This is a genomic window from Variovorax sp. V116 (genome assembly GCF_041154435.1).
GTDB lineage: Bacteria > Pseudomonadota > Gammaproteobacteria > Burkholderiales > Burkholderiaceae_C > Variovorax > Variovorax paradoxus.
Window position 1 is genome coordinate 801225 of sequence record NZ_AP028662.1, and the last position, 21701, is coordinate 822925.

General features: G+C 67.2%; 18 protein-coding genes and 1 pseudogene. 6 read left to right on the top strand and 13 right to left on the bottom strand.

Annotated features, from left to right (window positions below; translation table 11 throughout):
- Window positions 1-172: 172 nt before the first annotated feature.
- From ACAM58_RS29770 to ACAM58_RS29785, 4 genes are all read right to left on the bottom strand, one after another.
- Window positions 173-1864 carry a rhodanese-like domain-containing protein gene (locus tag ACAM58_RS29770; RefSeq protein ID WP_369664586.1) on the bottom strand — a complete coding sequence of 564 codons (1692 nt, stop codon included), beginning with the start codon at window positions 1862-1864 and terminating at the stop codon, window positions 173-175.
- Window positions 1865-1955: 91 nt separating this feature from the next.
- Complete coding sequence (locus tag ACAM58_RS29775; protein ID WP_018904243.1) at window positions 1956-3581, bottom strand: ABC transporter substrate-binding protein; 1626 nt, start codon at window positions 3579-3581, stop codon at window positions 1956-1958.
- Complete coding sequence (locus ACAM58_RS29780; RefSeq protein WP_018904242.1) at window positions 3578-5110, bottom strand: amidase; 1533 nt, start codon at window positions 5108-5110, stop codon at window positions 3578-3580. Before ACAM58_RS29780 ends, ACAM58_RS29775 begins: the two co-directional genes overlap by 4 nt.
- Before the next feature lie 16 nt (window positions 5111-5126).
- Entirely contained in the window at window positions 5127-6737 is a 1611-nt protein-coding gene (locus ACAM58_RS29785; protein WP_062365365.1) for an ABC transporter substrate-binding protein, read from the bottom strand.
- Window positions 6738-6950: 213 nt separating this feature from the next.
- Between ACAM58_RS29785 and ACAM58_RS29790 the strand changes: the two genes are divergently transcribed.
- The 4 genes from ACAM58_RS29790 (at window position 6951) to ACAM58_RS29805 (ending at window position 11195) form a co-directional block, all read left to right on the top strand.
- Window positions 6951-8189 carry an acyl-CoA dehydrogenase family protein gene (locus tag ACAM58_RS29790; protein ID WP_018904240.1) on the top strand — a complete coding sequence of 413 codons (1239 nt, stop codon included), beginning with the start codon at window positions 6951-6953 and terminating at the stop codon, window positions 8187-8189.
- A gap of 77 nt (window positions 8190-8266) precedes the next feature.
- Complete coding sequence (locus ACAM58_RS29795; protein WP_018904239.1) at window positions 8267-9451, top strand: LLM class flavin-dependent oxidoreductase; 1185 nt, start codon at window positions 8267-8269, stop codon at window positions 9449-9451.
- Between the two features lie 44 nt (window positions 9452-9495).
- Window positions 9496-10530 (top strand): aldo/keto reductase, encoded by a 1035-nt coding sequence (locus tag ACAM58_RS29800; RefSeq protein WP_174545080.1) that lies wholly within the window; start codon window positions 9496-9498, stop codon window positions 10528-10530.
- A gap of 230 nt (window positions 10531-10760) precedes the next feature.
- Window positions 10761-11195 (top strand): DoxX family protein, encoded by a 435-nt coding sequence (locus ACAM58_RS29805; protein WP_049809866.1) that lies wholly within the window; start codon window positions 10761-10763, stop codon window positions 11193-11195.
- A gap of 409 nt (window positions 11196-11604) precedes the next feature.
- On the opposite strand, the pseudogene ACAM58_RS29810 reads toward ACAM58_RS29805, so the two are convergent.
- Window positions 11605-11832, bottom strand: a pseudogene (locus ACAM58_RS29810) (amidohydrolase); the annotation flags it as partial.
- A gap of 194 nt (window positions 11833-12026) precedes the next feature.
- Between ACAM58_RS29810 and ACAM58_RS29815 the strand changes: the two are divergent.
- Window positions 12027-12830 carry a MetQ/NlpA family ABC transporter substrate-binding protein gene (locus tag ACAM58_RS29815; protein ID WP_018904235.1) on the top strand — a complete coding sequence of 268 codons (804 nt, stop codon included), beginning with the start codon at window positions 12027-12029 and terminating at the stop codon, window positions 12828-12830.
- A gap of 10 nt (window positions 12831-12840) precedes the next feature.
- Window positions 12841-14442 carry an ABC transporter substrate-binding protein gene (locus ACAM58_RS29820; RefSeq protein ID WP_310649288.1) on the top strand — a complete coding sequence of 534 codons (1602 nt, stop codon included), beginning with the start codon at window positions 12841-12843 and terminating at the stop codon, window positions 14440-14442.
- Here the strand turns inward: ACAM58_RS29820 and ACAM58_RS29825 are convergent.
- Genes ACAM58_RS29825 through ACAM58_RS29860 form a run of 8 tightly spaced genes read right to left on the bottom strand, consistent with a single transcriptional unit; the run spans window position 14433 to window position 21664 of the window.
- Entirely contained in the window at window positions 14433-14768 is a 336-nt protein-coding gene (locus ACAM58_RS29825) for a gamma-butyrobetaine hydroxylase-like domain-containing protein (protein WP_018904233.1), read from the bottom strand. The two genes, ACAM58_RS29820 and ACAM58_RS29825, sit on opposite strands and share 10 nt — an antisense overlap.
- On the bottom strand, window positions 14758-15756 hold the full coding sequence (locus ACAM58_RS29830) for a HEAT repeat domain-containing protein (RefSeq protein ID WP_018904232.1): 999 nt from the start codon (window positions 15754-15756) through the stop codon (window positions 14758-14760). The genes ACAM58_RS29825 and ACAM58_RS29830 overlap by 11 nt, the downstream gene beginning before the upstream one ends.
- A 7-nt stretch (window positions 15757-15763) precedes the next feature.
- On the bottom strand, window positions 15764-16612 hold the full coding sequence (locus tag ACAM58_RS29835) for an ABC transporter ATP-binding protein (protein WP_018904231.1): 849 nt from the start codon (window positions 16610-16612) through the stop codon (window positions 15764-15766).
- A complete protein-coding gene (locus ACAM58_RS29840; RefSeq protein ID WP_062365363.1) occupies window positions 16609-17406 on the bottom strand; it encodes an ABC transporter permease in 798 nt (265 codons plus the stop codon). Before ACAM58_RS29840 ends, ACAM58_RS29835 begins: the two co-directional genes overlap by 4 nt.
- Window positions 17407-17432: 26 nt before the next feature.
- Window positions 17433-18857, bottom strand: a complete 1425-nt coding sequence (locus tag ACAM58_RS29845; protein WP_369664587.1) for an ABC transporter substrate-binding protein — start codon at window positions 18855-18857, stop codon at window positions 17433-17435.
- Window positions 18858-18891: 34 nt separating this feature from the next.
- Window positions 18892-19125: a ferredoxin family protein gene (locus ACAM58_RS29850; RefSeq protein ID WP_018904228.1), complete on the bottom strand. Its 234-nt coding sequence runs from the start codon at window positions 19123-19125 to the stop codon at window positions 18892-18894.
- A 32-nt stretch (window positions 19126-19157) separates the two neighbouring features.
- The gene (locus ACAM58_RS29855) at window positions 19158-20894 is read right to left on the bottom strand and encodes a fumarate reductase/succinate dehydrogenase flavoprotein subunit (protein ID WP_278873988.1); all 1737 of its coding nucleotides are present in this window, start codon (window positions 20892-20894) and stop codon (window positions 19158-19160) included.
- On the bottom strand, window positions 20891-21664 hold the full coding sequence (locus ACAM58_RS29860; protein ID WP_062364592.1) for a GntR family transcriptional regulator: 774 nt from the start codon (window positions 21662-21664) through the stop codon (window positions 20891-20893). Before ACAM58_RS29860 ends, ACAM58_RS29855 begins: the two co-directional genes overlap by 4 nt.
- Between the last annotated feature and the right edge of the window lie 37 nt (window positions 21665-21701).

Sequence of the window (21701 nt, forward strand, 5' to 3'; positions counted from 1 at the left end):
GGCGGGGGCTTGCGCCAAGTGGGCGATCGGGTCCTGCGGATCCTCGAGTCCGACATGCAGCCGCAGCACGGGCGCATCGCCGGTCCATTGCCGGTGTGCCATGGCGGAATTCGAAGGAAACCCAGCAGGCGGCGATCTTGCGAGGCCGTGCTTGCCGCTGCAACGAACGCCTTCAACTATCGATATGCGGTTTTTGGTGCGCACTTTCGTGCGCAGCGGCTGGCAGGCGGAAGCTGGCCAGTTCATCGGGTGCGCATTGGGCGATCAGGCCCAGCTCCCAGTCGAGGTAGCGGCGCGCCGCGTCGAGGTTGCCGTCATGGCGGTCATGGACGAACAGCAGGTAGTCGATGGCCTCGGCGTCCGGCGGCGACGCGGGCGTGGCCTGCTGGGCCCAGCCCGCGGACTCGACCGCCTCGGCGCGGGCCCATGAGAGCTGCTGCCATCCGGCCTCGCGCAGGTCTTGTGCGGCCAGGCGAGCGATGGTTTCGTCGGCTGCGATCAGCAGCACCGGGTGCTGCAGGTTGCCGCCGGTCGCGGCCAGGGCATCGGCGGCCACGCGGGGACGGATCGACCAGGTGGCGCCGCGCGCATGGCGTGCCCTGTAGGTTCGCGAAGGGCGCAGATCCACCACGGCGGGTGGGTCGGCGCCGTCTTCGCGCAACGTGGCCAGTTCGGCGGCGTCCAGTTCCGCCACCGCCGGCGGAAGCCTCGCCGGCGCGCGAACCGGAACGCGCAGCTCGCCGGCCAGGCCGTCCTCGACCAGCGCCGCATCGAAGCCGAGCCGGCGCAGCCACAGCGCCACCACCGGGGCGCGCACGCCGTCGTCGTCGAGCACCAGGACGCGCGCGTGGCGCACGCCGATCTGCAGGTCGGTGGCCTGGAGCAACTGGCCGCCCGGCGCGTGGCGTGTGCCCTGCAGGCCGCCGGCGGCAAATTCTTCCGCCGTGCGGACGTCGAACACGAAGGTGGTGCGGGTGCCGTCGTCGAGCCATGCCTGCGCCTCGGCGGCGCTGAGCACGGGCACGCCCGCGCGCTGTGCCGCCGCAGCGGCATCGTCGCGTGCGGCCCGGCGCTGCGCGGCATTGGGTGCCGGCGGGAGCGTCCGGGCGCTGCCGCGCTCGAGTTCGAGGCCCGCGAGTGCCCAGCCCTGTGTGCCGTTCTCCAGCGCAAGCACGGGGTTCGGCACGCCAAGGTCGCGCAGGATCTGCGCGCCGACGATGCTGCGCGTGCGCCCCGCGCAGTGCACCACGATCGGCGTGGCCGGGTCCGGCACCAGCGTGCGCCAGCGCAACGCCAGTTCGCCGTTGGGCACGGGAATGGCGCCGGGCAGCGTCATCTTGCGATGCTCTTCCAGCGTGCGGCCGTCGAGCAGCACCAGCGGTTCGCCCGCGCGCTGCCGGGCAGCCAGGGTGTGCGCGTCGATGTGCGGCACTTCGAAGGCATGTTCGGCGAGTTCGCCGAAGGTCTTGGACGGCAGGTTCACGCCCTTGAACAGCGTGTGGCCGGCGCGCGACCAGGCCGGTGCGCCGCCTGCGAGCACCGACACGTCGTCATAGCCGAGTGCGACAAGGCGTCCTGCGGCCTTGCGGGCCAGGGCCGAGTCCGTGTCGCCGCCGTCGAACAGCACCGTGCGGGTGGCGCGGCAGGGCACGAGGCGGGCAACCTCGGTTTCGAGGCGGCTGTAGGCGGCATGCACCGCGAAGAAGGGATGGCCTTCGCCGTACTGGCCGTGCTCGCGAACGTCGAGCAGGGCGAGTTCGCGGCCGTCCAGCAGCCATTGGTGCAGGGTGGCCGCGGAGATGGCGGGTGCGAATGCCGATGGGGCCGCGCGGGCGGGAATGGGGATTTCGGCAGTGAGGGACATGGGTGCGCTGAAGAAGAAAGAGGTCGGCGGCACCATAGCTCCGCGGCGGATGCGCCGCTACGAAGACTTCCGCATAAGCAAACGCGGTGGATCAGGTGCCGATCCACGCACCGGCCAGGTTGCCGGCAATGCCGTCCGCGCTCACCGTGTGGCCGCGCACGCGGCGGTCGGCGATGGTGTAGCTGTCGATGGCCAGCAGCGTGATGTCGGGCAGGTCGCGCACGATGTGGTGCTGGAACTCGGTAAGAGCCTGGCGCCTGCGGCCCTCGTCCACCTCGACGGCCGCGGCTTCGAGCAGCCGGTCCACTTCGGGATTGCTGTAGCCCGATCCGTTGGAGAACGGCAGGCCCTTCTTGAAGTTCTTCGACCAGTACAGGCGCTGGATGCCGACGGTCGGGTCGAAGGTGTTGCTCATCACGCTCACGTGCAGGTCGAACGCGCGGTCGGCATAGATGCGGCGCACGTAGGTCGCGAAGTCCTGCGAGTTGATGGTGACCTCGACGCCGATGCGGGCGAGGCTCTGCTTCAGGTACTCGGCCGTGCGCTGGCCGCCTTCATTGGGGATCGGCACCAGGGCCAGTTTCAGCCGCAGGCTGGCGCCGGCCCTGCCGCGCGTGAGGCCTGCCGCGTCGAGCAGCGCCTCGGCCTGCTTCAGGTCGTAGGGCAGCACCGGAAGGTCGGGCACGTAGAACTTCTTGAGCGCCGGATGCACCGGCCCCGGAATGAGCGTGCCCTGGCCGTACCACACGGTCTTGCGCACCACCTGGCGGTTGATGGCGTGTGCGATGGCCTGGCGCACGCGCAGGTCCTGCAGGGCCGGGTTCTCGAGGTTGAACTCCACGCGCGAGACGCTGTTGATGTATTGGTAGCCGTTCGGCTCGAACACCAGGTTTGGCCTGGCGCGCAGCCGCTCGACGTCGCCCAGCGGCACCGGCGTGCCGGGGCTCAGGTGCACTTCGCCCTTCTCGATGGCGGCCGCGCGCGCCGCCGCATCGGGGATGAAGCGCACGATGAGCCGGTCGACGTAAGGGCGCGGCGCATCCCAGTAGTTCGGGTTGCGCTCGTAGGTCACGTGGCTGCCGCGCACCCATTCCTTGAAGATGAACGGGCCGGTGCCGATGGGGGCGTTGTTCGCCGGGTTGGCATCGGCCCTGCCGCTTTCGTACAGGTGCCGGGGCACGATCGGCGATTCGGAGGCCGAGAGCGCGGTGATCAGGTAGGGCACCGGCTTGGTCAGCACCAGCACGGCGGTGAATTCGTCCGGCGTGCGCACCTCGGCCACGCTGGAAAAAGTGGCGCGGCCGCGCGGGTGATATTGCTTGAGCAGCCCGATGGAATGCGCAACATCGGCCGAGGTGAAAGGCCGGCCATCGTGCCACTTCACGCCGCGGCGCAGCGTGAAGGTGTACTGCAGGCCGTCGTTGCTCACGGCCCAGGCGGTGGCCAGCTGCGGCTGTGGCGCCAAGTCGAAGTCATAGCTCAGCAGGCCTTCGGTGACCTTGGCCGAGACCAGCACCGACGAGCCCGCCGAATGCGCAATGGTGGTGAGCGTGGGCGGCTCGGGGTCGATCAGCACGGTGAGCGTGCCGCCGCGCACGGGGGCGGCCGCGGCCGCGGCGGCGGGCTGGCCCTGTGCCCACGCAGGTGCAAGGCCTGCGAGGCCGAGGCTCGCGCCGCCCTGCAGGAAGGCGCGGCGATCGATGGTGCTCCGGGTCATGGCCGCGATGCCCCGGTGGCCGGGCCTGCGCTGAATCCGGGCGGTGCGATGAAGCCCCCATAGACCTCTTCGAGCAGTTGCGCAAAGGCGATGGTCGTGCGGTCTTCGAGGTACGGGCCCACGGCTTGCGCGCTCACCGGCAGCCCGTTGTCGTCGAGCCCGACCGGAAAGCTCGTCGCCGGCAGGCCCGGCAGCACCGGCAGGCCCGCCCAATGGAAAAGATCGAAAAACGGCACCTCCCGCGTGCCATCCTCGAACTCGACGGGATAGGTGCGCGCATCCTTCGGCTCGCTGTGGTCGTGGCGGAAGGCCGGCAGCGGCGCGACCGGCGTCACCACCACGTCGAAGGTCTCGAAGAGGCGCTCCCATCGGTGGCGCAGCGCGACGCGCCGCTCGTTGTCCTGGAGCCAGTCGCTGTGGCGCAGCGTGGGCGCGCGCAGCCATGCGGCATCGGCGCTGTCGTCGTCGGCCGCCAGCGCTTCGAGCCGTTTCTGCGCCGCCTTGCTCAGCGCGGGCGGCGAGGCGAGCGACGAGCCGAGCAGGCTGCGGTAGACGCGGTGCGACGCCGTGAGATCGGGCAGCAGGCCGGACGGCAGTTCCGAAGGCCGGCTCACCTTCGCGCCCTGCGTGCGCAGCCGCTCCACCACGCGCTCGACCACCAGCGCCTCGTGCAGGCTGCGGGCGCTGCCGGGCCATTCGTCGATCACCAGCACGCGAAAGTCCTTGAGCTGCACGTGCCGCGCCGGCGGCAGCGTGGCCTTCCAGGCCTTGGCGGCCAGCGGCTCGAGGTTGACGAGCAGGTCCAGCGCGAGCTCGAGGTCGGACGCGGTGCGCGCCAGCGGACCCGCCACGCTCAGGTCGCGGTCGGCCAGCCGCCCCGAGGGCACGCCGGTGCCTCGCATGGCCACCAGCCCCGCCGTGGGCTTGTGGCCGTACACGCCGTTGAAGTGCGCAGGAATGCGGATGGAGCCGCCGATGTCGGTGCCCAGTTCGAGCGCCACATAGCCTGCCGCGAGTGCCGCGGCCGAGCCGCCCGAGGAGCCGCCCGGCGTGCGCGTGGCATCCCATGGGTTGTTGCTCACGCCGTAGATGGCGTTGTAGCTCTGCAGGTCGGCCAGCGCGAGCGGCACGTTGCTCTTGCCGACGATCACCGCGCCGGCCGCGCGCAGCGCGGCGACGGCCAGCGAGTCCTGTTCGGCCACGTTGTTCGCATGGTCGGGGTTGCCGCTCGTCGTGACGAAACCGGCGACGTCGAATGATTCCTTCACCGTGATCGGCACGCCGAGCAGCGGCCCGCGTTCGCCGCGCGCCAGGGCCGCGTCGGCTTCGCGGGCGGCCGCACGGGCGCCTTCGTCGTTGCGCACCACCACGGCGTTGAGGTCGTTGTCGAATTGGCTGATTCGCGCCAGCGCATGTTCCAGCAGGTCGACGGCCGAAACGCGGCCCGCGGCCAGCGCCTCGGCCTGCGTGCGGGCGCTCGCGAAGGTCAGCGAATCCAGAAGGGAGGAATGGAGGTCCTGGGTGGTCATGGTTGCTCTCGTGTGGTCACTTCCTGGGGTCGATCCATGCGTCGGACAGGTCGCCGGACATCAGGTCGATGCTGTTGTGGAAGTCGTGCAGGCGCGCGCTGTGCACCACGATCGAGGGCACGGTGACGATGGGCAGCACCGGCAACTCGCGCCCGACGATCTGCTGGATCTGTTTGAACTGCGCGGCGCGCCTGCCCTCGTCGACCTCCACGGCCGCCTGCCGAAACAGTTCGTCCACCTGCGGGTTGTCGTAGTGGGCCGCGTTGACCCAGATCAGCGGATTGCGCACGCCGTCGCCCCAGTAGATGCGCTGCACGCCCACCGTCGGGTCGAACAGGCGGCCGAGGCCGTTGATGTTGAGGTCGAAATCGCGCGTGCTGTAGACGCGCTTGAGGAAGGTGGGCAGGTCGCCGTCGACGATCTCTACCTTGATGCCTACCCGCGCGAGCGCGGAGCGCAGGTAGTCGGCCGTGCGCTTGAACTCCGCGCCGGGGATGTAGCTCAGCCGCAGCGAGAAGCGTTGGCCGCCGGCCCTCTTCGGCTGGCCCGCCTCGTCCAGCAGCTTGTTGGCTGCAGCCACGTCGAAGGTGTCGCGGAAGGTGCTGTCCTCGTAGTAGTCGGACAGCACGCGCGGGATCGGCGAGTTCACCACCTCCGCGCGCCTGTAGTAGATGGTGTTTCGGATGAAGTTGCGGTCGATGGCTTGCGCAATGGCATGGCGCACCTTCGCGTTCGCGAGGACCGGGTTTTCCACGTTGAACTCGAGGAAAGACGCGTTGTTGAGGAAGCCGTCGTAGCCGTCGTCCACCTTGAGCTTCGGGTTCGCCGACAGGCGTTCGAGGTCGGCCAGGCTCACGCCTTGCGCGACATCCACCTCGCCGGTCTCGACGGCGGTGGAGATCGCGGCCGGGTCGCGCACGAACTTCACGATCACGCGGTCGATGCGCGGATGGCCCTGGCGCCAGTAGCCGGGGTTCTTGCGCAGCACCAGGTGGCTGCCGCGCACCCATTGCTCGAAGACGAAGGGGCCGGTGCCCACCGGCGCGGCATTGTTCGCGCTGCCCAGCGGGTCGCCGTCGGCGTAGCGGTGCGCGGGCACGATCGGCAGCTCCGCCGACGACAGCGCCTTGATCAGGAACGGCGCCGGCTTGGCCAGCACGATCACGGCGGTGAGCGGATCGGGCGCGTCGACGCGCTCCACGTTCGCCAGCGTGATGCGCCCGCGCGGGCCTTGCTTCTTCTGGGTCAGCACCGAGTAGCGCACGTCCTCGGCGGTGAAATCGCGGCCGTCGTGGAACTTCACGCCCGCGCGCAGCTTGAAGGTGTACTTCAGGCCGTCGGCGCTCACCTGCCACGAGGTCGCCAGCAGCGGCTGGGGGTTGAACTTCGCGTCGTAGCGAAGCAGGCCCTCGGTGACCTTGGCGCTGATGTTGCGGTTGTCGGTCTTCGTGTCGAGGAAGGACACGAGCGAGGTGGGCTCCTGCGACACCGCATAGGTCAGCGTGCCGCCGTCCACCGGCACGGGCGCCTTGGCCTGCGCGAGCGCCGTGAAGGACAGCGAGGCCAGCGCCAGCTGAAGCAGCCGTTGGTCTGACCAGAGTTTCCGGAGGAGGGAAGAGAGAGCCATGGAGGAGGTCACCGTGTCCAAGATGGGTGCAAAAGGGCAGACGATGGTCCCGGAAAACGGCGCCGACACTTAGCATTTTTTCGATCTTGGAAATGCGCTGCCTGCCTGCGGGCAGTTGCGTTGCGCCACGCACGAAAACCGAGTTTTCTTATGCGAGAACCGATGAGGAAGGGCGCCTATATTCGCGGCTCTCCATCGCTTCCGGGAAACGCAATGAATGCCATCGATCGCGCCCTGTCGGGCGTGCCACTCCAGACGCTGATCGATCGATTGCCGGCCTTGTGCGCGGCCATCGCCGAAGGCGCCTCGCAGCGCGAACGCGAAGGTACGCTGCCTTTCGAGGCGTTCGCGCTGTTCCGCGCATCGGGCTTGGGCGCACTGCGCATTCCGGTCGAGCGCGGCGGCCCTGGCGGTTCGATCGAAGACCTCGTGCAGGTTGTCGCCACGCTTGCGGCGGCCGACTCCAACGTGGCGCACGCCTTGCGCACGCACTACAACGCCGTCGAGCTGTGGACCACGGCCCCGCCTCATCCGGATGCCGACCGGCAGCTCGCCCGCGTGCGCGAAGGCGCGCTGTTCGGCGGCGCCTTCACCGAGCTTGGCACGCCGCGTTCGGGCACGGTGACCACCACGCTCGAACGGCAGGGCGACCGTCGGGTGCTCAACGGCAGCAAGTACTACGCGACCGGCACCGCGTTCTCCGATTTCGCGAGCATCGCGGTGCGCGACGAGGAAGGCCGCGATGCAACGGTGATCGTGCCCACCGACCGCGCTGGCCTGCATGTGAAGGACGACTGGGACGGCATGGGCCAGCGCCTCACGGCCAGCGGCAGCCTGGAATTCGACGGACTGGAGGTGCAGCCCGACGAGATCGTTTTCACATCGCCGCGCAGCCTGCAGCGGCGTCATGCGGCGGCGCTGCGCCAGCTCTACCTGGTGGCGGTGGCCGCGGGCATCGTGCGCAATGTGTTCAGCGATGCCGTGCACTACGTGCGCCACCACGCACGGCCCGCGGCGCACAGCCCCGCATCGTCGGCGGTGGAGGACCACTTCACGCAATGGGTGGTGGGCGACCTGGCGACCGGCACCCACGCGGTGGACGCGCTCATCGCCCACAACGCGCGGCAGCTCGACCGCTCGGCCGCGGCCTTGAGGCGCGGCTCAGCGAACGGCGAGGTGGAGGAAGAGGGCTTGCAGCAGTTGGTGCTAGCCGGCGCACTCGCCACCGCGAAGACGCAGCTGGCCGTCAGCAAGATCGCGCTGCAGGCGGCCGAGCGCCTGTTCGAAGCGGGCGGCGCATCCGCCACTTCGCGGAAGCACAACTTCGACCGCCACTGGCGCAACCTGCGCACCATCTTCAACCACAACCCGCTGCTGCAGAAGGCGCGGGTGATCGGCGACTACCACCTCAACGGCACGACGAAGCATCTGGAGGAAGGCAAGGTTTTCTGAGTTTCGATATGCGAATTCCGGCCGTGCCAATTGCGCAGCTGCTGGTCAGAATTCGGGCTCTGGAAGGTAATCCAACAATGTCCCTGACCCACCAGCCCGGCGCCATCGCCGGTTTGGAGCGCTTCGCCGCACCGACCGAGTTCAGCGAGAGCCCGCTCTCCCAGGCCTTCAGGCAGCCCGTTCTGCTCGGGCTGTTCCTGCCGATCCAGGCGGGCGGCTGGAGCGCCTCGACCTTGCCGCGCAGCACCGACTGGCGCTTCGACTACAACAGGGATCTCGTGCTGCACGCCGAGCACCTCGCATTCGACCTCGTGTTCGCGCTCTCGCAGTGGCTGCCCAAGGGCGGCTACGGCGGCGTCTTCGACGGCAACGCGCTCGACTCGTTCATGACCACGGCCGCGCTCACCGCAGTCACCAGCCGGATCATGCTGATCTCGACCATCCACGTGCTCTACGGTCCGCTGCATCCGCTGCACCTGGCCAAGTACGCTGCCACGCTGGACCACATCTCGGGCGGGCGCTGGGGCATCAACGTGGTCACGGGCCATCGCGCGGTAGAGCACGAGATGTTCGGCTCGCAGCGCATCGAACACGACCGGCGCTACGAACTCGCAGCGGAGTTCCTGGAAGTGGTGCAGCGCCTGTGGGCCGATACCGAAAACTGGTCGTTCAAGGGCGAGTCGCCCTGGAAGCTCGACGGCGCGTTCGTTTCGCCGAAGCCGCGCTTCGGCCGTCCGGTGCTGGTGAACGCCACCGGCTCCGATGCGGGTATCGAGTTCGCGGCACGCTACTCCGACATCGTCTTCATCACCAGCCCGAGCGGCTCCAGCTTCGCAAGCGCCATCGAGGCGCTGCCCGCACACGCCGCGCGCGTGAAGCAGGCGGCCCGGCGCGTGGGGCGCGAGGTGCGCACGCTGCTCAACCCGATGGTCATCAGCCGAGAAACCGAACGCGAAACCTGGGACTACCACGACGCCATCGTCGACCACCTCGATGCCGACCCCCACGCCAGCTACAACCGCTTCGACAGCGACGCGCATGCCTGGCGCGGCCGCGTCGGCCACGACGCACCCAAGCGCCGCGCCATTGGCGGAAACATCGAGGTCATCGGCACGCCCGAGCAGGTGGTCGAGCAGTTCGTGCAGCTCAAGCGCGCGGGCATCGATGGCCTGCAACTGAGCTTCTTCGACTTCAAGCCCGACCTCAAATTCTTCGGCGACCGGATCCTGCCGCTGATGAAGCAGGCCGGGCTTCGTCTCTGACGCCTTTTCTTTCGCCAGACAGATACACAGGGAGCCTCTTTTCAATGAGCAGCATCGACTACCGTCCCCTCGGCCGCAGCGGCATCCTCGTGTCGCCGATCGCCCTCGGCACCATGATGTTCGGCGGCCAGGCCGACCGCGCCACCGCGCAGCGCATTGCCGAGCGCGCCTTCGAGCAGGGCATCAACTTCATCGACACCGCCAATGCCTACAACAAGGGCGAGTCCGAGAAGGTCGTGGGAGAGCTCGTGGCACCCAACCGCAACCGCTGGGTGCTCGCGACCAAGTTCGCCAACCCCGATCCGGACATCGCCGGTCCCAACAACAGGAGCACGGGGCGGCACGGCATCGTGCAATCGGTGGAGGCGAGCCTGAAGCGCCTGGGCACCGATCACATCGACCTCCTGTACCTGCACCGCGAGGACCGGGCCACGCCCGTGGCCGAGACCGTGCGCGCACTGGGCGACCTGATCCGCGCGGGCAAGCTGCGCAGCTACGGCCTGTCGAACCATCCTGCCTGGAAGATCGCGGAATTCGCCCGCACGGCCGATGCATTGAACGTGGACCGCCCCGCGGCCACGCAGCCGCTCTACAACCTGGCGAACCGGCAGATCGAGGCCGAGCACCTGCCCGCGGCCGAGTACTACGGCGTGGGCGTGGTGTCTTACAGCCCGCTCGCTCGCGGCGTGCTCACCGCCAAGTACCAACCCGGCAAGGCACCGCCTGCGGGCACGCGCGCGGGCCGCGACGACAAGCGCATCCTGCAGACCGAATGGCGTGCCGAATCGCTGGAGATCGCGCAGCGCGTGAAGGAGCACGTCGAGGGACGCGGCATCACGCCGGGCCAGTTCGCGCTGGCCTGGGTGCTGAACAACCGCCTCGTCACCTCGGCCATCGCCGGCCCGCGCACGCTGGAGCAGTGGGAAGACTACCTGCCCGCGCTGCAATACCGCTTCACCGATGAAGACGAAGCCCTGGTCGATGCGCTCGTGACCACCGGACATTCGTCGCTGCCGGGCTTCAACGATCCGAGCCATCCGTTCTTCGGGCGGTTGCCGCGGCATCACTCGGCGGCATGAATGCCGTGCCTGCGGGGCAATATCTGAAAGGAAAAGCCGTCCTGCGTAGCCAGCTCGGCGGGCGGAACACACTGCCGAAGTAGCTCGCGAGGCGATGGAACTGCGCATCGTCGTCGCATGCGCCCATTGCGCATGTGCTTATGCACAAATCTCGCTTGGATCTCGGTTGGCCGGCGCCACAGAATCCCGGTGCGTCTCTCCTTGTTCAATCTTTCCATAGGCCTCTTGTCATGACCATTGCCAATACAGACCGTCTGGTTCCGCCCGCTCTCTCGGTGCTGCGCATCGTCTCGGCCTATCTGCTGATCCAGCACGGCTCGGCGAAGCTGTTCGGTGTTCCGCACGTGGCGTTCTTCGACAACCTTCAACTGGTCTCGCTGCTCGGCGCGGCAGGCGTGCTGGAGTTCTTCGGCGGCATCCTGCTGCTGATCGGGTGGTTCACGCGGCCGGTGGCGTTCGTGCTGTCGGGTCTGCTGGCGTTCGCGTATTTCATCGGCCATGCGCCCAAGGGGTTCGTGCTTGCTCCTTCGCTCAACCAGGGAGAGGCGGCAGTGCTGTTCTCGTTCGTCTTCCTGTTCATCGCGGCAGCCGGTGCCGGCCCGTGGAGCATCGATGCCTGGCGGCACCGTGTACCCACGACAGGCGGCGGCGCTGCCGCGGCATAAGCTCAGGTCGAATCGATCGCCTCGGGCCCGCAACGGGTGCGCGACATCGCGGGCGAGCAGGCCGACGCGTTACTTGCTGGACGTGTCGCCATCATTGATGTGTGGCGTCCCGCTGCCCAACCCGCGCGCGACTGGCCGCTGGCCCTGGGCGATGCAAGCACCACCGACCTGACGACCTGATCGCCTCCGGCCTGATCTTCCCCATCGCGCGGGAAAGACCTACGGCGTGGCCTTCAACCCGGCGCGGCGCTGGCTCTACATTCCCGATCTGCAGCCCCGACGAAGCGCCGCTGATCAAGTGCTGGGATTCCGATGCGTCGGTGGCCCGATTTGCGCCGCACACCGGCTTCGAGGAAAGACGATGAAGTCGTCTTGACCGCCATGGAACCGACCACACGCTGCGCTACGAGCGCTCCTCGGCCGTCTGTTTGTACCAGTTCTTGCCGCCGCCATGGCGCGTAGCGAAACGGCTGCCCAGTGCGTTGACCAGCTTGCTGCGGCCGTACTGCGCCACGTAGTCCTCGAGCACGGGAGCGCAGTCGTTGACGTGAACATCTGTGTCGATCACGAGATGGTTGAGGCCGGCCTTCATGGCGGCGGAGCGCGATGCGTGCACGCGGTTCAAACGATTGCTCATCTGCGGGTTCCTTGGAGGGAAAAGGAACCGCAGGCTACGCGCGGCCCCTTCGCCCCAGCGCATGCAAAAAACAGATATGCAAGCGCCTATCCGTTGTTTGGGCCCGGGAATGTCGCGGCTAACCTGCGACACCCAAGCTTTCCCATCCTGAGGAAAGCATTCCGAAAAAATCACTTCTTGAGGGAGTCCCGAACATGTTGCTTTCATTCCGACGCGCCCATTTCATCGTGGCACTCGCCATCACCAGCCTCGGCGCCGCCGCGCAGGCGCAAGAGGCGCTGCGTGTGGCTGCGTCGCCCGTGCCGCACGCGGAGATCCTGGAGTTCGTCCGGCCGCAGCTGAAGGCGCAGGGTGTCGACCTGCAGGTGAAGGTGTTCAACGACTATGTGCAGCCGAACCTTGCCGTGAGCGACAAGCAGCTGGATGCCAACTTCTTCCAGAACCGCCCCTACCTCGAATCGTTCACCAAGGACCGGAAGTCGGACATCGTCGAGGTTCCGAACAGCGACGTGCACATCGAGCCCTTCGGTGCCTACTCGCAGAAGATCCGCAAGACCTCCGAGCTGCGCGAGGGCGCGGTCGTGGCGATCCCGAGCGACCCCTCCAACTCGGGCCGCGCGCTGGCGCTGCTGGCGAAGCAGGGACTGATCAAGCTGAAAGATCCGTCCAACATCAAGTCGACGGCGCGTGACATCGTTGCCAATCCGAAGAAGCTGGTGATCCGCGAACTCGAATCGGCCCAGCTGCCGCGCGCGCTGCCAGATGTCGATCTCGCGCTGATCAACACCAACTATGCGCTCGAGGCCAAGCTCGATCCGGCCAAGGATGCGCTCTTCATCGAGGACGGCCGCAAGTCGCCCTATGCCAATTTCATTGCGTCGCGCAGCGACAACGTGAGTTCGCCGGCCATCGCCAAGCTGGTGGCTGCGCTCCATACGGCCGAGGTCCGCAAGTTCATCCAGGACAAGTACAAGGGCGCCGTGATTCCGGCCTTCTGAGCGAAAAGACATGAAACGTTGGACCTACACGCGGGCCATGCCGCACTTTTTCGCGGCATGGGCCGTGGCTGCCGCTTTTGCCTTTGCCACATTGCCGGCGACTTCCCAGCCGCGCCCAGGTGGCACATTGACCTGGCTGATCAACCCCGTTCCTTCCTCGATCGTGCCGCTCACGACCACGGCCGGCGGAAACGCCGAGATCGGTCCGAAGATCGTCGAAGGCCTGCTGACCTATGACTACGACCTCAAGCCCAAGCCGCTGCTCGCCACCGCGTGGTCGCTGAGCAGGGACGGCCTGCAGTACACGTTCGAGCTGCGCAAAGGCGTGAAATGGCATGACGGTCGGGACTTCACCTCGGCAGACGTGGCCTTCTCGATCCTCACGCTCAAGCAGGTGCATCCGCGCGGGCGCGGCACCTTTGCCAATGTGGTGGACGTGAAGACGCCCGATGCGCACACCGCGATCATCGTGCTGAGCAAGCCGTCGCCGTTCCTGCTCACGGCGCTGGCCTCGACCGAGTCACCGATCGTGCCGAAGCACCTTTACGAAGGCACCGATATCGCGTCGAGCAAGTACAACAGCGCGCCGGTGGGCACCGGCCCCTTCGTGTTCAAGGAGTGGGTGCAGGGCAGCCACATCATCCTCGAGCGCAACCCGAACTACTGGGACAAGCCCAAGCCGTACCTCGACCGGGTGGTGGTGCGTTTTGTGCTCGATGCCGCGTCGCGTGCGGCGGCGCTGGAGTCGGGCACGGCCGACCTGGCGAACGGAACGGGCGGCATCCCGCTGTCGGACGTCGAGCGGTTCAAGAAGCTGGCGGGCATCGAGATCGACACGCGCATCTCGCCCTACCTCGGCAGCCATCAGCAGATCTACTTCAACCTGGACACGCCTGCGCTGCAAAAGCGCGAAGTGCGAAAGGCGATTGCTCAGGCCATCGATGTCAATGCGTTTGCCAAGACGGTGTGGTACGGCTACGGAACGCCCTCGGCATCGCCGATAGGGAAGGGCATCTCGCGCTATCACGACGCGAGCATCCAGCCGTATCCGTTCAACCCGAAGGAAGCCGAAGCGGCACTGGAGGCGGCCGGATTCAAGCGCGGCGCCGGCGGTACGCGCCTGAAGCTGCGGGTGCTCTACAACCCCTTCCAGGAGCGGCGCGCCGCGGACTTCGTGCGCCAGTCGCTGGGACGCATCGGCATCGATGCCGCGGTCGAGAGCTACGACTTTGCAACCTACGTCAATAAGACCTATACCGAACGGGCCTTCGACATCACGCTGGAAAGCCTCACGAACCTGTTCGATCCCACGGTGGGCGTGCAGCGCGTGTTCTGGTCGAAGAACTTCAAGGTCGGGCTGCCGTTCTCCAATGCGCCGCACTACGTGAATCCGGAGGTCGACCGCCTGCTGGAAGCCGCGGCAGTCGAGACCGACGAAGCCAAGCGCCGGCAGCTGTTCACCGAGTTCCAGCAGATCGTGCATCGCGACATTCCCTCCATCGAGTTGGGGGCCAATCCTGCGATCACCGTACTGGCGAAGAAGGTGCGCAACTATGCCCCTACCGGGGAGCACATCCGGGGAAGCTTCGCGGACCTGTACCTTCAGCCGTGATCGGCGGCCGTCAGCGCCTGGGCGAGGTTTTTTTCCAACAGCTCTCTCAGGAAGCGCCAGGGGAAGATGCCCCGGTCGTGGCCGTCGCCGAACACGAACTGCACGCCGTACGCGCCCACCGGCCGAATGTCCGTAAGCCGCAGGTCTGCAGCTGACGGCAACAATCTCGCTTGACCATCATGCTGGGCCGCGCGCTGGGCCTTGCAATCGGCGCAAGGGCAACTCGATCTCAGCAACTGGTATGGCGCCAGATGCTGTGTGCCATCCGCCCAACGGAACTCCAGCGCAGCGCGCGCGCGATGGTCGACGATGGATTCAGGTGCCATGTTCCGTCGCACCGATCTGCGCGATTGCCAGCCGGGCTGATTTGCGCACTTCCGGGTCCGCGTCGGCGGCGGCGATTTCGAGCGCGGGCAGCGCGGCCGCATTGCCGATCTCGCCCAGTGCAAGCGCCGCTTCCTTGCGCAGGTTGCTGATGCTGTGGCCCAGCGTCACGAGCAGCGCCGCGACGCTTCCGGTGCTGCGCAGCCGGCCCAGGCTGCGGGCCGCGCGCAGGCGTACCTGCCAATAGGCGTCGTCCAGGGCCACCAGCAGCGCTTCGGATGCGGCCGGCTGCTGCAGCTTGCCGAGCGATGTCGCGGCTTCTTCCCGCACCTGCCAGCTCGCGTCGCGCAGCGCGGTTTCCAGTGCGGCGCGCGCGTCGGCGTTGCCGATGGCAAACGCCAGCGCGCCCACCGCGGCCCGGCGCACTTCATCGACGGGGTCGGACATGGCGATGCCGGTCAGTGCAGGGAGGGCTGGGGCGTGCTTCAGGTACCCGAGCACGCCAATGGCTTCCCGGCGCAGCGCGATGGCCTCGACGCTGTCCTGCGCAGACCGCGGCTCCTGCAGGACCGCCAGGGCAGGGCCAGCGCTGGCCGGTACCCGCAGCTCGCGCAGCGCGCGCAGCACGGCGGCGCGCACCCGCGTTGCTGCAGCGCTTGCATACGGCAGCAGCCAGGCGGCTGACGCAGGCTCCTTCAGTTCGGCAAGGCTGTGGGCGGCGGCCTCGCGCACCTGGGCATCGGCGTCATCGAGCACTTGCGCAAGCCCTTCGACAGCCGCCTGGTTCTCCATGGTTTCGAGCGCCAGCGCCGCAGCGGCGCGCACGGCGGGCGCATCGTCGCGCAGCGCGGCGACCAAGAGCGGCGTGTGCGCCTCGTCGGCCAGGTCGCCAAGGTCCATCACGGCGATGCGGCGTACTTCGGCGTCGGGTGAGTCCAGCCGCGTGGCAATGGCCTGCAGTTCGGGATCGTCGAGGAGGGCGGGGTTCATTTTTCTTTCAGATGGCAAAGCGCAGCTGCGCCGCGGCGGGCGCGCCGAGCGGCGTGAGGCGATCCAGCGGTGCGCCTGCGCCCGCATGCGGATGCAGCAGTTGCAGGCAGCGGCGCTTGAGCGCGGTGAATTCGGACGACGTGACCAGCGAGGGATCGCGTGGCCGCTCGAAACCAAGCTCGAACTCGGCCACGATCCGGCCCGGCCGCGGACCCATCACGAGCACCCGGTCGCCCAGGAACAGCGCCTCGTCGATGTCGTGGGTGATGAAGACGATGGTGGTGCGCACGCGCGCCCAGGCGTCGAGCAGCTGGCGCTGCATCATGAGGCGGGTCTGGGCGTCGAGCGCACCGAAGGGTTCGTCCATCAGCATCACGCGTGGATGGTTGATGAGCACCCGCGCAATTTCCGCGCGCTGCTGCATGCCACCCGAGAGCTGCGACGGATAGAAACCGGCAAAGTCGTCCAGGCCGACGAGGCGCAGCATTTCACGCGCACGCGCGTGCCGTTCGCGGCGGCCCACGCCCTGCATCTTCAGTCCGAAAGCAACGTTGTCGAGCACCTTCTTCCACGGAAAGAGCGTGTGGTGCTGGAAGACCAGGCCTCGGTCCGGATGCGGCCCGCGCACAGGCTCGCCGTCCACGCTGATGGTGCCGCCTGCCGGTGCAAGATGGCCGGCAAGCGCACCCAGCAGCGTCGACTTGCCGCAGCCCGAAGGGCCGAGCAGGCAGACGAACTCGCCGGGCTTCACATGCAGGGTGATGTCCTGCACCGCATCGAAGGCCTGGGCACCATGGCCAAGGCGCACGCGCACGCCGTCGAGGGCGATCCGCCCAGTCTGCACGTCGGCCTTCATTTTCTTTTCTCCTGCACGGCGCGCCACGGCATCAGCGCCTGCCCGGCCCGCCGAACGAGCGCGCTGCTGCCCATGCCGAGCACGCCGATGAAGAGCATGCCCACGACGATGTCGGCGTAGTTCTGGATCGTGTACGACATCCAGGTGTAGTAGCCGATGCCGAACTGGCCCGAGATCATCTCGGCCGTGACGAGGCAGAACCATGCAGTGCCCATGCCGATGGCCAGCCCTGTGACCACGCTCGGCAGCGCGCCGGGCAGGATCACCTCGCGGAACACCGCGAGACGGCCCGCGCCCAGGCTGCGCGCCGAAGCGACGAGGCGTGCATCGACAGCCTCGACGCCGTGCACGGTGTTGAGCAGCACCGGAAACAGCGCACCGACGAAGGTGATGAACACCATCGACGCCTCCGAGGACGGAAACATCAGGATGGCCAGCGGTATCCACGCCACCGCCGGGATCGGGCGCAGCACTTCGAGCGGCGGCAGCAGCGTGTCTTCGGCCCAGCGGGCGCGGCCGATCGCAAGGCCGAGCGCCACGCCGGCAATGGCCGCCAGCCCGAAGCCGATGAACACGCGGCGCAGGCTCGCCCCCAGGTGCTGCAGCACCAGCGGCGATTGCAGGAGCGACCAGGCCGACTCAGCCACTTCACCCGGCGGAGGCACATTCTGGAAAGTGACGACGCCCAGGTTGATGCGTTCGCGCGTGGCGAGGTGCCACGCAACCACGCACAGCACCAGTGCCGCAATGCGCCAGGCCGTGCGTCGCAGGTTGCCGTTGAAGAAGCTGCCCATCGTGATGCTCGCGAACAAGAACGGCCTTAGCCGGCCAGCGCGGCACGCACGCCCGCAAAGTCGGCCACCTTGCCGCCGTGCTTTGCGGCCCAGCCTTCGGCCTGGTCCTTGAGCAGGAAGGCATCGACCTCGCCCTTGGCGCCGAGCACGAACCACGCGTCGGCCGCCAGCAGCTTGTTGCCGCTGTCGCGGTCCTGCGCATAGACCACGCGCGCCTTCTTGCCCGACTTCTCGAGCTTCTGCAGGTCGCCGAAGGCGTTCTCGGGCGAGGCGTAGTGCCGCACGAGCGGCTCGCCGGCCACCCAGACCTGGGCCACGCGGCTCACATCGGTGATCGGCTTGCCCGTGGCGGCGTCCTTGGCCACCAGCGGGGAACGGGCATAGTTTTTCAGCTGCCTGTCGTAGTCCAGGCCGGCCTCCTTGAAGGCGGCGCGAATGAAGCCGTCCTGCACGAAGGCATTGGCATCGATGTCGTTGTCGGTGCGTTTCAGCAGGCGCAGCGTGTCGAGCGATGTCTTCACGGCCTGGCGGTACTCGGGCTTCCAGCTCAGGTCGCGGGTCTGCAGGCCGAGCGGGCCATGGAACAGGTAGTTGACCTCCGCCTCGATGCCGGTGACCTTGGCGATCAGCTCGCTGTACTTTTCAGGCTCCGCAGCCACCAGGCGGTCGGCCTCCAGCGCGGCGCGCAGATAGGCGGCCACGACTTCGGGGTATTTCTTCGCATAGTCTTCGTCGACCAGGCTGCCATGGAAGGTGGGGACGTTGGCCTGCGAGCCGTCGTAGATCTTGCGCGCGAAGCCGCGGTAGGGAAACAGTTCGGCAAAGGGCACGAAGTCCGCGTGCGCCTCGACCTTGCCCGCCTGCAGCGCGGGGCCGGCCACCTCGGGCGCCTGCGTGGTGATGTTCACGTCTTTCAGCGGGTCCCAGCCCTGCGCCTGGATGGCGCGCAGCAGCATGCCGTGCGAAGTGGACGCGAAGGGCACCGAGATGGTCTTGCCCTTGAGTTCGGCGAGCGACTGCACCTTCGAATCCTTCGGCACGACGATACCGTTGCCGCTGCCGGTGGTGCTGCCCGAGAGCACGGTGATGAAGATGCTCTTGCGTCCCGCCTTCTGAAAGGCCGCGCCGTTGAAGCTGCCCGGAAGGTCGGCCATCGAGCCGAGGTCGAGCTTGCCCGCGACCATTTCGTTCGTCAGCGGCGCGCCGGAGGTGAAGTTCTTCCATTCGATCTGGTATTGCGCGTCCTTGTACTTGCCGGTGCGCGGCAGGTATTTTTCAAGCAGCTTCAACTCGCGGATCAGCAGGCCGCCTGTGGCGCAGTTGATGGTGGTGTCTTGCGTGCCGATGGCGACGCGAATGGTTTCAGCCTGGGCAGCGGGCAATGCCAGCAACAGGCCGAAGGTAGCGCCCCACAAAGACAGGGTGCGACTCAGGATTCTCTGGGTCTTCATCGTGATGCTCCGGTTTGAATGCAGTGGCTGCGGCTCAGCGCAGCAGATAAGGAATGTCGACGGTGACCGCGCCGGTGGGGCAGTCTTTCTCGCAAGGCATGCAGTACCAGCATTCGTCGAACTTCATGTAGGCCTTGCCCTTGCTGAGGTCGATGGCGAGCACGTCGAGAGGGCAGACGTCCACGCAGACGGTGCAGCCCTTGTGGGCAATGCACTTGTCCTCGTCCACGCGCACGGGCACGCTGGTGGGGTTGAAGGCGAGGGGCATGTGGGACTCTCTTCTTGTCGGGATTGGGGGTGTCACGCCGCGACCGGCTCGCGTGCCTCGGCGGGTACGCGCAGATGCTGGTAGGCCGACATCTCATGGGCTTCGAGCGGCACGATGTAGGGGTCCACCGGGCGCTTGAAGCTCACCATCGCGTCGCCCTGCTTTTGCAGCTGTGTGTGGCAGAACCAGTCGCGGTCATTGCGCTCGGGAAAATCCACACGGTGGTGGTACAGGCCCCAGCGGCTTTCGGTCCGGTAGAGCGACGCGCGTGCGGCCATCTCGGCGCAATCGCGAATGGCGTGCACTTCCATCGCGCGCATGAGTTCGTGCGGGCCGGGGGCGGCAAGCTGTTCGAGGTCTTCGTGGATCTGCTCGAAGCGCGAAAGGCCGATCTCCATCTTGCGCGTGACCTTGGGCGGCTGCAGGTAGTCGTTGACCATGCGGCGCAGCTTGTATTCGATCTGCGCCGGCGGCAGGCCGCCGGTGCGCAAGAGCGGCGCGCTGACGCGGGCATGCTCGCGCGACACCTGTTCTTCGTCGAGCGCAGGCAGCTCGACTTCCGCGCAATGCCGCGCCGCGCTTTCGCCCGCGAGCCGGCCATAGACGAAGGCGCCGAGCATGTAGTTGTGCGGCACGCAGGCCAGGTCGCCTGCGGCATGCAGGCCCGGCACCGTCGTGCGCGCGTGCTCGTCCACCCACACACCCGACGCCGAATGGCCGCTGCAAAGGCCGATCTCCGAGATGTGCATCTCCACCATCTGGTCGCGGTAATCGGTGCCGCGCCCGGCGTGGAAGCGGCCGCGGCTGGGGCGTTCGTTGGTGTGCAGGATCTGCTCGATGGTAGCGATGGTCTCCTCGGCCAGGTGGTTGAGCTTGAGGAAGACGGGGCCGTTGCCGCCCTGGAGCTCGTTGTAGAACTCCATCATCATCTGGCCGCTCCAGTAGTCGCACTCGATGAAGCGCTCGCCCTTGTTGTTGGTGGTGTGGCCACCGAAGGGGCCCGTCACGTAGGCGCAGGCGGGGCCGTTGTAATCCTTGATCAGTGGGTTGATCTGGAAGCACTCGATGCCTGAGAGCTCCGCGCCCGCGTGGTAGGCCATGCTGTAGCCATCGCCCGCATTGGTGGGATTTTCGTAGGTGCCGAAGAGATAGCCGGAGGAGGGTAGGCCCAGGCGCCCGGCCGCGCCGGTGGCCAGCACCACGGCCTTGGCACGGATCACGTGGAACTCGGCCGTGCGGCAGTCGAACGCCATGGCGCCCGCGATGCTGCCGTCGGCCGCGGTGAGAAGGCGCGTCACCACCAGGCGCTGCGACATCTCCACGCGCGTGCGCTTCAGGCGCCGGTACAGCACGTTCTTGATGTTGTGGCCCTCTGGCATCGGCAGCACGTAAGTGCCCATGTGGTGCACCTTGCGCATCGCGTACTCGCCGGTCTCGTCCTTCTCGAACTTGACACCCCACCGGTCGAGCTCCTCGATCATCGAATAGCTGTTGCGCGCATAGGCCATCACCGTCTTCTGGTTGACGATGCCGTCGTTGGCGGTGGTGATCTCCTTCACATACTGCTCGGGCGTGGCAAAGCCGGGCACCACTGCGTTGTTCAGGCCGTCCATCCCCATCGAGATGGCGCCGCTGCGCTTGACGTTGGCCTTCTCCAGCAACAGGACTTCGAGCTTCGGATTCGCTTCCTTCGCCTTGACGGCCGCCATCGGTCCGGCCGTGCCGCCGCCGATGACCAGCACGTCGACGGTGCGGGTAATGATGTTCATGGATGGGCCTTCGTCGTCGGGTTGGCGCGTGCGATGCGAAGCCGGTGCTGGAACGCATCGCCGCGGAAATAGAGGTCTTCGAAATCCAGGGGCGCGCCGTCTGCCGTGTGGGTGAGGCGCTCCACGCGCAGCACGGCCGTTCCCTCGGGCACGCTCAGCGCGCGCGAAAGCACCTCGTCCGCGAGCATTGCGTCGATCTGCAGATCGGCGTGGCCAAGGGCGATGCCGTAGTCGTTTTCCAGGATCAAGAAGATGTCGCGCCCGGCCAGGTCCGCCTGGCGAAGCCGCTCCCCGATGGCGTGGGGCAGGTAGGTCACTTCGTAGGACACCGGCGCGCGGTTCAGATGCCGCACGCGCTTGATCTGCGCCACCGGCGTGCCCTCCGCCAGACCCAGTTGCTGCGCAACGCGAGGGGAGGCGGGCACGGTCTTGTGGCTCGTCACCTGGTTGCGGATCTCGTAGCCCATGCGCACCATCGCTTCGGCAAACCCTTCGAGCTGCCCGAGGTGCTGGAACGCCTTGGGCTTTGCAACGAAGGTGCCCTTGCCTGGGATCTTGAAGATCAGGTTCTCGCGCTGCAGGTCGCTCAGCGCCTGGCGCACCGTGATGCGACTGACCTTGAACAGCGCAACCATTTCGCTTTCGGAAGGCAGTTGCGCATGCGGGGCATAGGTGCCGTCGAGGATGCGCTCGCGCAGCACCTCGCGCACCTGGGTGTAGAGCGGGACGGGAGAAAAGGCTATCGGCTCGAGAGCCCTGGCGACTTGCATGTGGCTGACCTGTTATGACCGGTTGGATGAGGTCGAA

Excerpts from the sequence above, each read along its gene's own strand:
- ACAM58_RS29770 (WP_369664586.1), bottom strand. The coding sequence starts at position 1,864 with ATGTCCCTCACTGCCGAAATCCCCATTCCCGCCCGCGCGGCCCCATCG.
- ACAM58_RS29775 (WP_018904243.1), bottom strand. The coding sequence starts at position 3,581 with ATGACCCGGAGCACCATCGATCGCCGCGCCTTCCTGCAGGGCGGCGCG.
- ACAM58_RS29780 (WP_018904242.1), bottom strand. The coding sequence starts at position 5,110 with ATGACCACCCAGGACCTCCATTCCTCCCTTCTGGATTCGCTGACCTTC.
- ACAM58_RS29785 (WP_062365365.1), bottom strand. The coding sequence starts at position 6,737 with ATGGCTCTCTCTTCCCTCCTCCGGAAACTCTGGTCAGACCAACGGCTG.
- ACAM58_RS29790 (WP_018904240.1), top strand. The coding sequence starts at position 6,951 with ATGAATGCCATCGATCGCGCCCTGTCGGGCGTGCCACTCCAGACGCTG.
- ACAM58_RS29795 (WP_018904239.1), top strand. The coding sequence starts at position 8,267 with ATGTCCCTGACCCACCAGCCCGGCGCCATCGCCGGTTTGGAGCGCTTC.
- ACAM58_RS29800 (WP_174545080.1), top strand. The coding sequence starts at position 9,496 with ATGAGCAGCATCGACTACCGTCCCCTCGGCCGCAGCGGCATCCTCGTG.
- ACAM58_RS29805 (WP_049809866.1), top strand. The coding sequence starts at position 10,761 with ATGACCATTGCCAATACAGACCGTCTGGTTCCGCCCGCTCTCTCGGTG.
- ACAM58_RS29815 (WP_018904235.1), top strand. The coding sequence starts at position 12,027 with ATGTTGCTTTCATTCCGACGCGCCCATTTCATCGTGGCACTCGCCATC.
- ACAM58_RS29820 (WP_310649288.1), top strand. The coding sequence starts at position 12,841 with ATGAAACGTTGGACCTACACGCGGGCCATGCCGCACTTTTTCGCGGCA.
- ACAM58_RS29825 (WP_018904233.1), bottom strand. The coding sequence starts at position 14,768 with ATGGCACCTGAATCCATCGTCGACCATCGCGCGCGCGCTGCGCTGGAG.
- ACAM58_RS29830 (WP_018904232.1), bottom strand. The coding sequence starts at position 15,756 with ATGAACCCCGCCCTCCTCGACGATCCCGAACTGCAGGCCATTGCCACG.
- ACAM58_RS29835 (WP_018904231.1), bottom strand. The coding sequence starts at position 16,612 with ATGAAGGCCGACGTGCAGACTGGGCGGATCGCCCTCGACGGCGTGCGC.
- ACAM58_RS29840 (WP_062365363.1), bottom strand. The coding sequence starts at position 17,406 with ATGGGCAGCTTCTTCAACGGCAACCTGCGACGCACGGCCTGGCGCATT.
- ACAM58_RS29845 (WP_369664587.1), bottom strand. The coding sequence starts at position 18,857 with ATGAAGACCCAGAGAATCCTGAGTCGCACCCTGTCTTTGTGGGGCGCT.
- ACAM58_RS29850 (WP_018904228.1), bottom strand. The coding sequence starts at position 19,125 with ATGCCCCTCGCCTTCAACCCCACCAGCGTGCCCGTGCGCGTGGACGAG.
- ACAM58_RS29855 (WP_278873988.1), bottom strand. The coding sequence starts at position 20,894 with ATGAACATCATTACCCGCACCGTCGACGTGCTGGTCATCGGCGGCGGC.
- ACAM58_RS29860 (WP_062364592.1), bottom strand. The coding sequence starts at position 21,664 with ATGCAAGTCGCCAGGGCTCTCGAGCCGATAGCCTTTTCTCCCGTCCCG.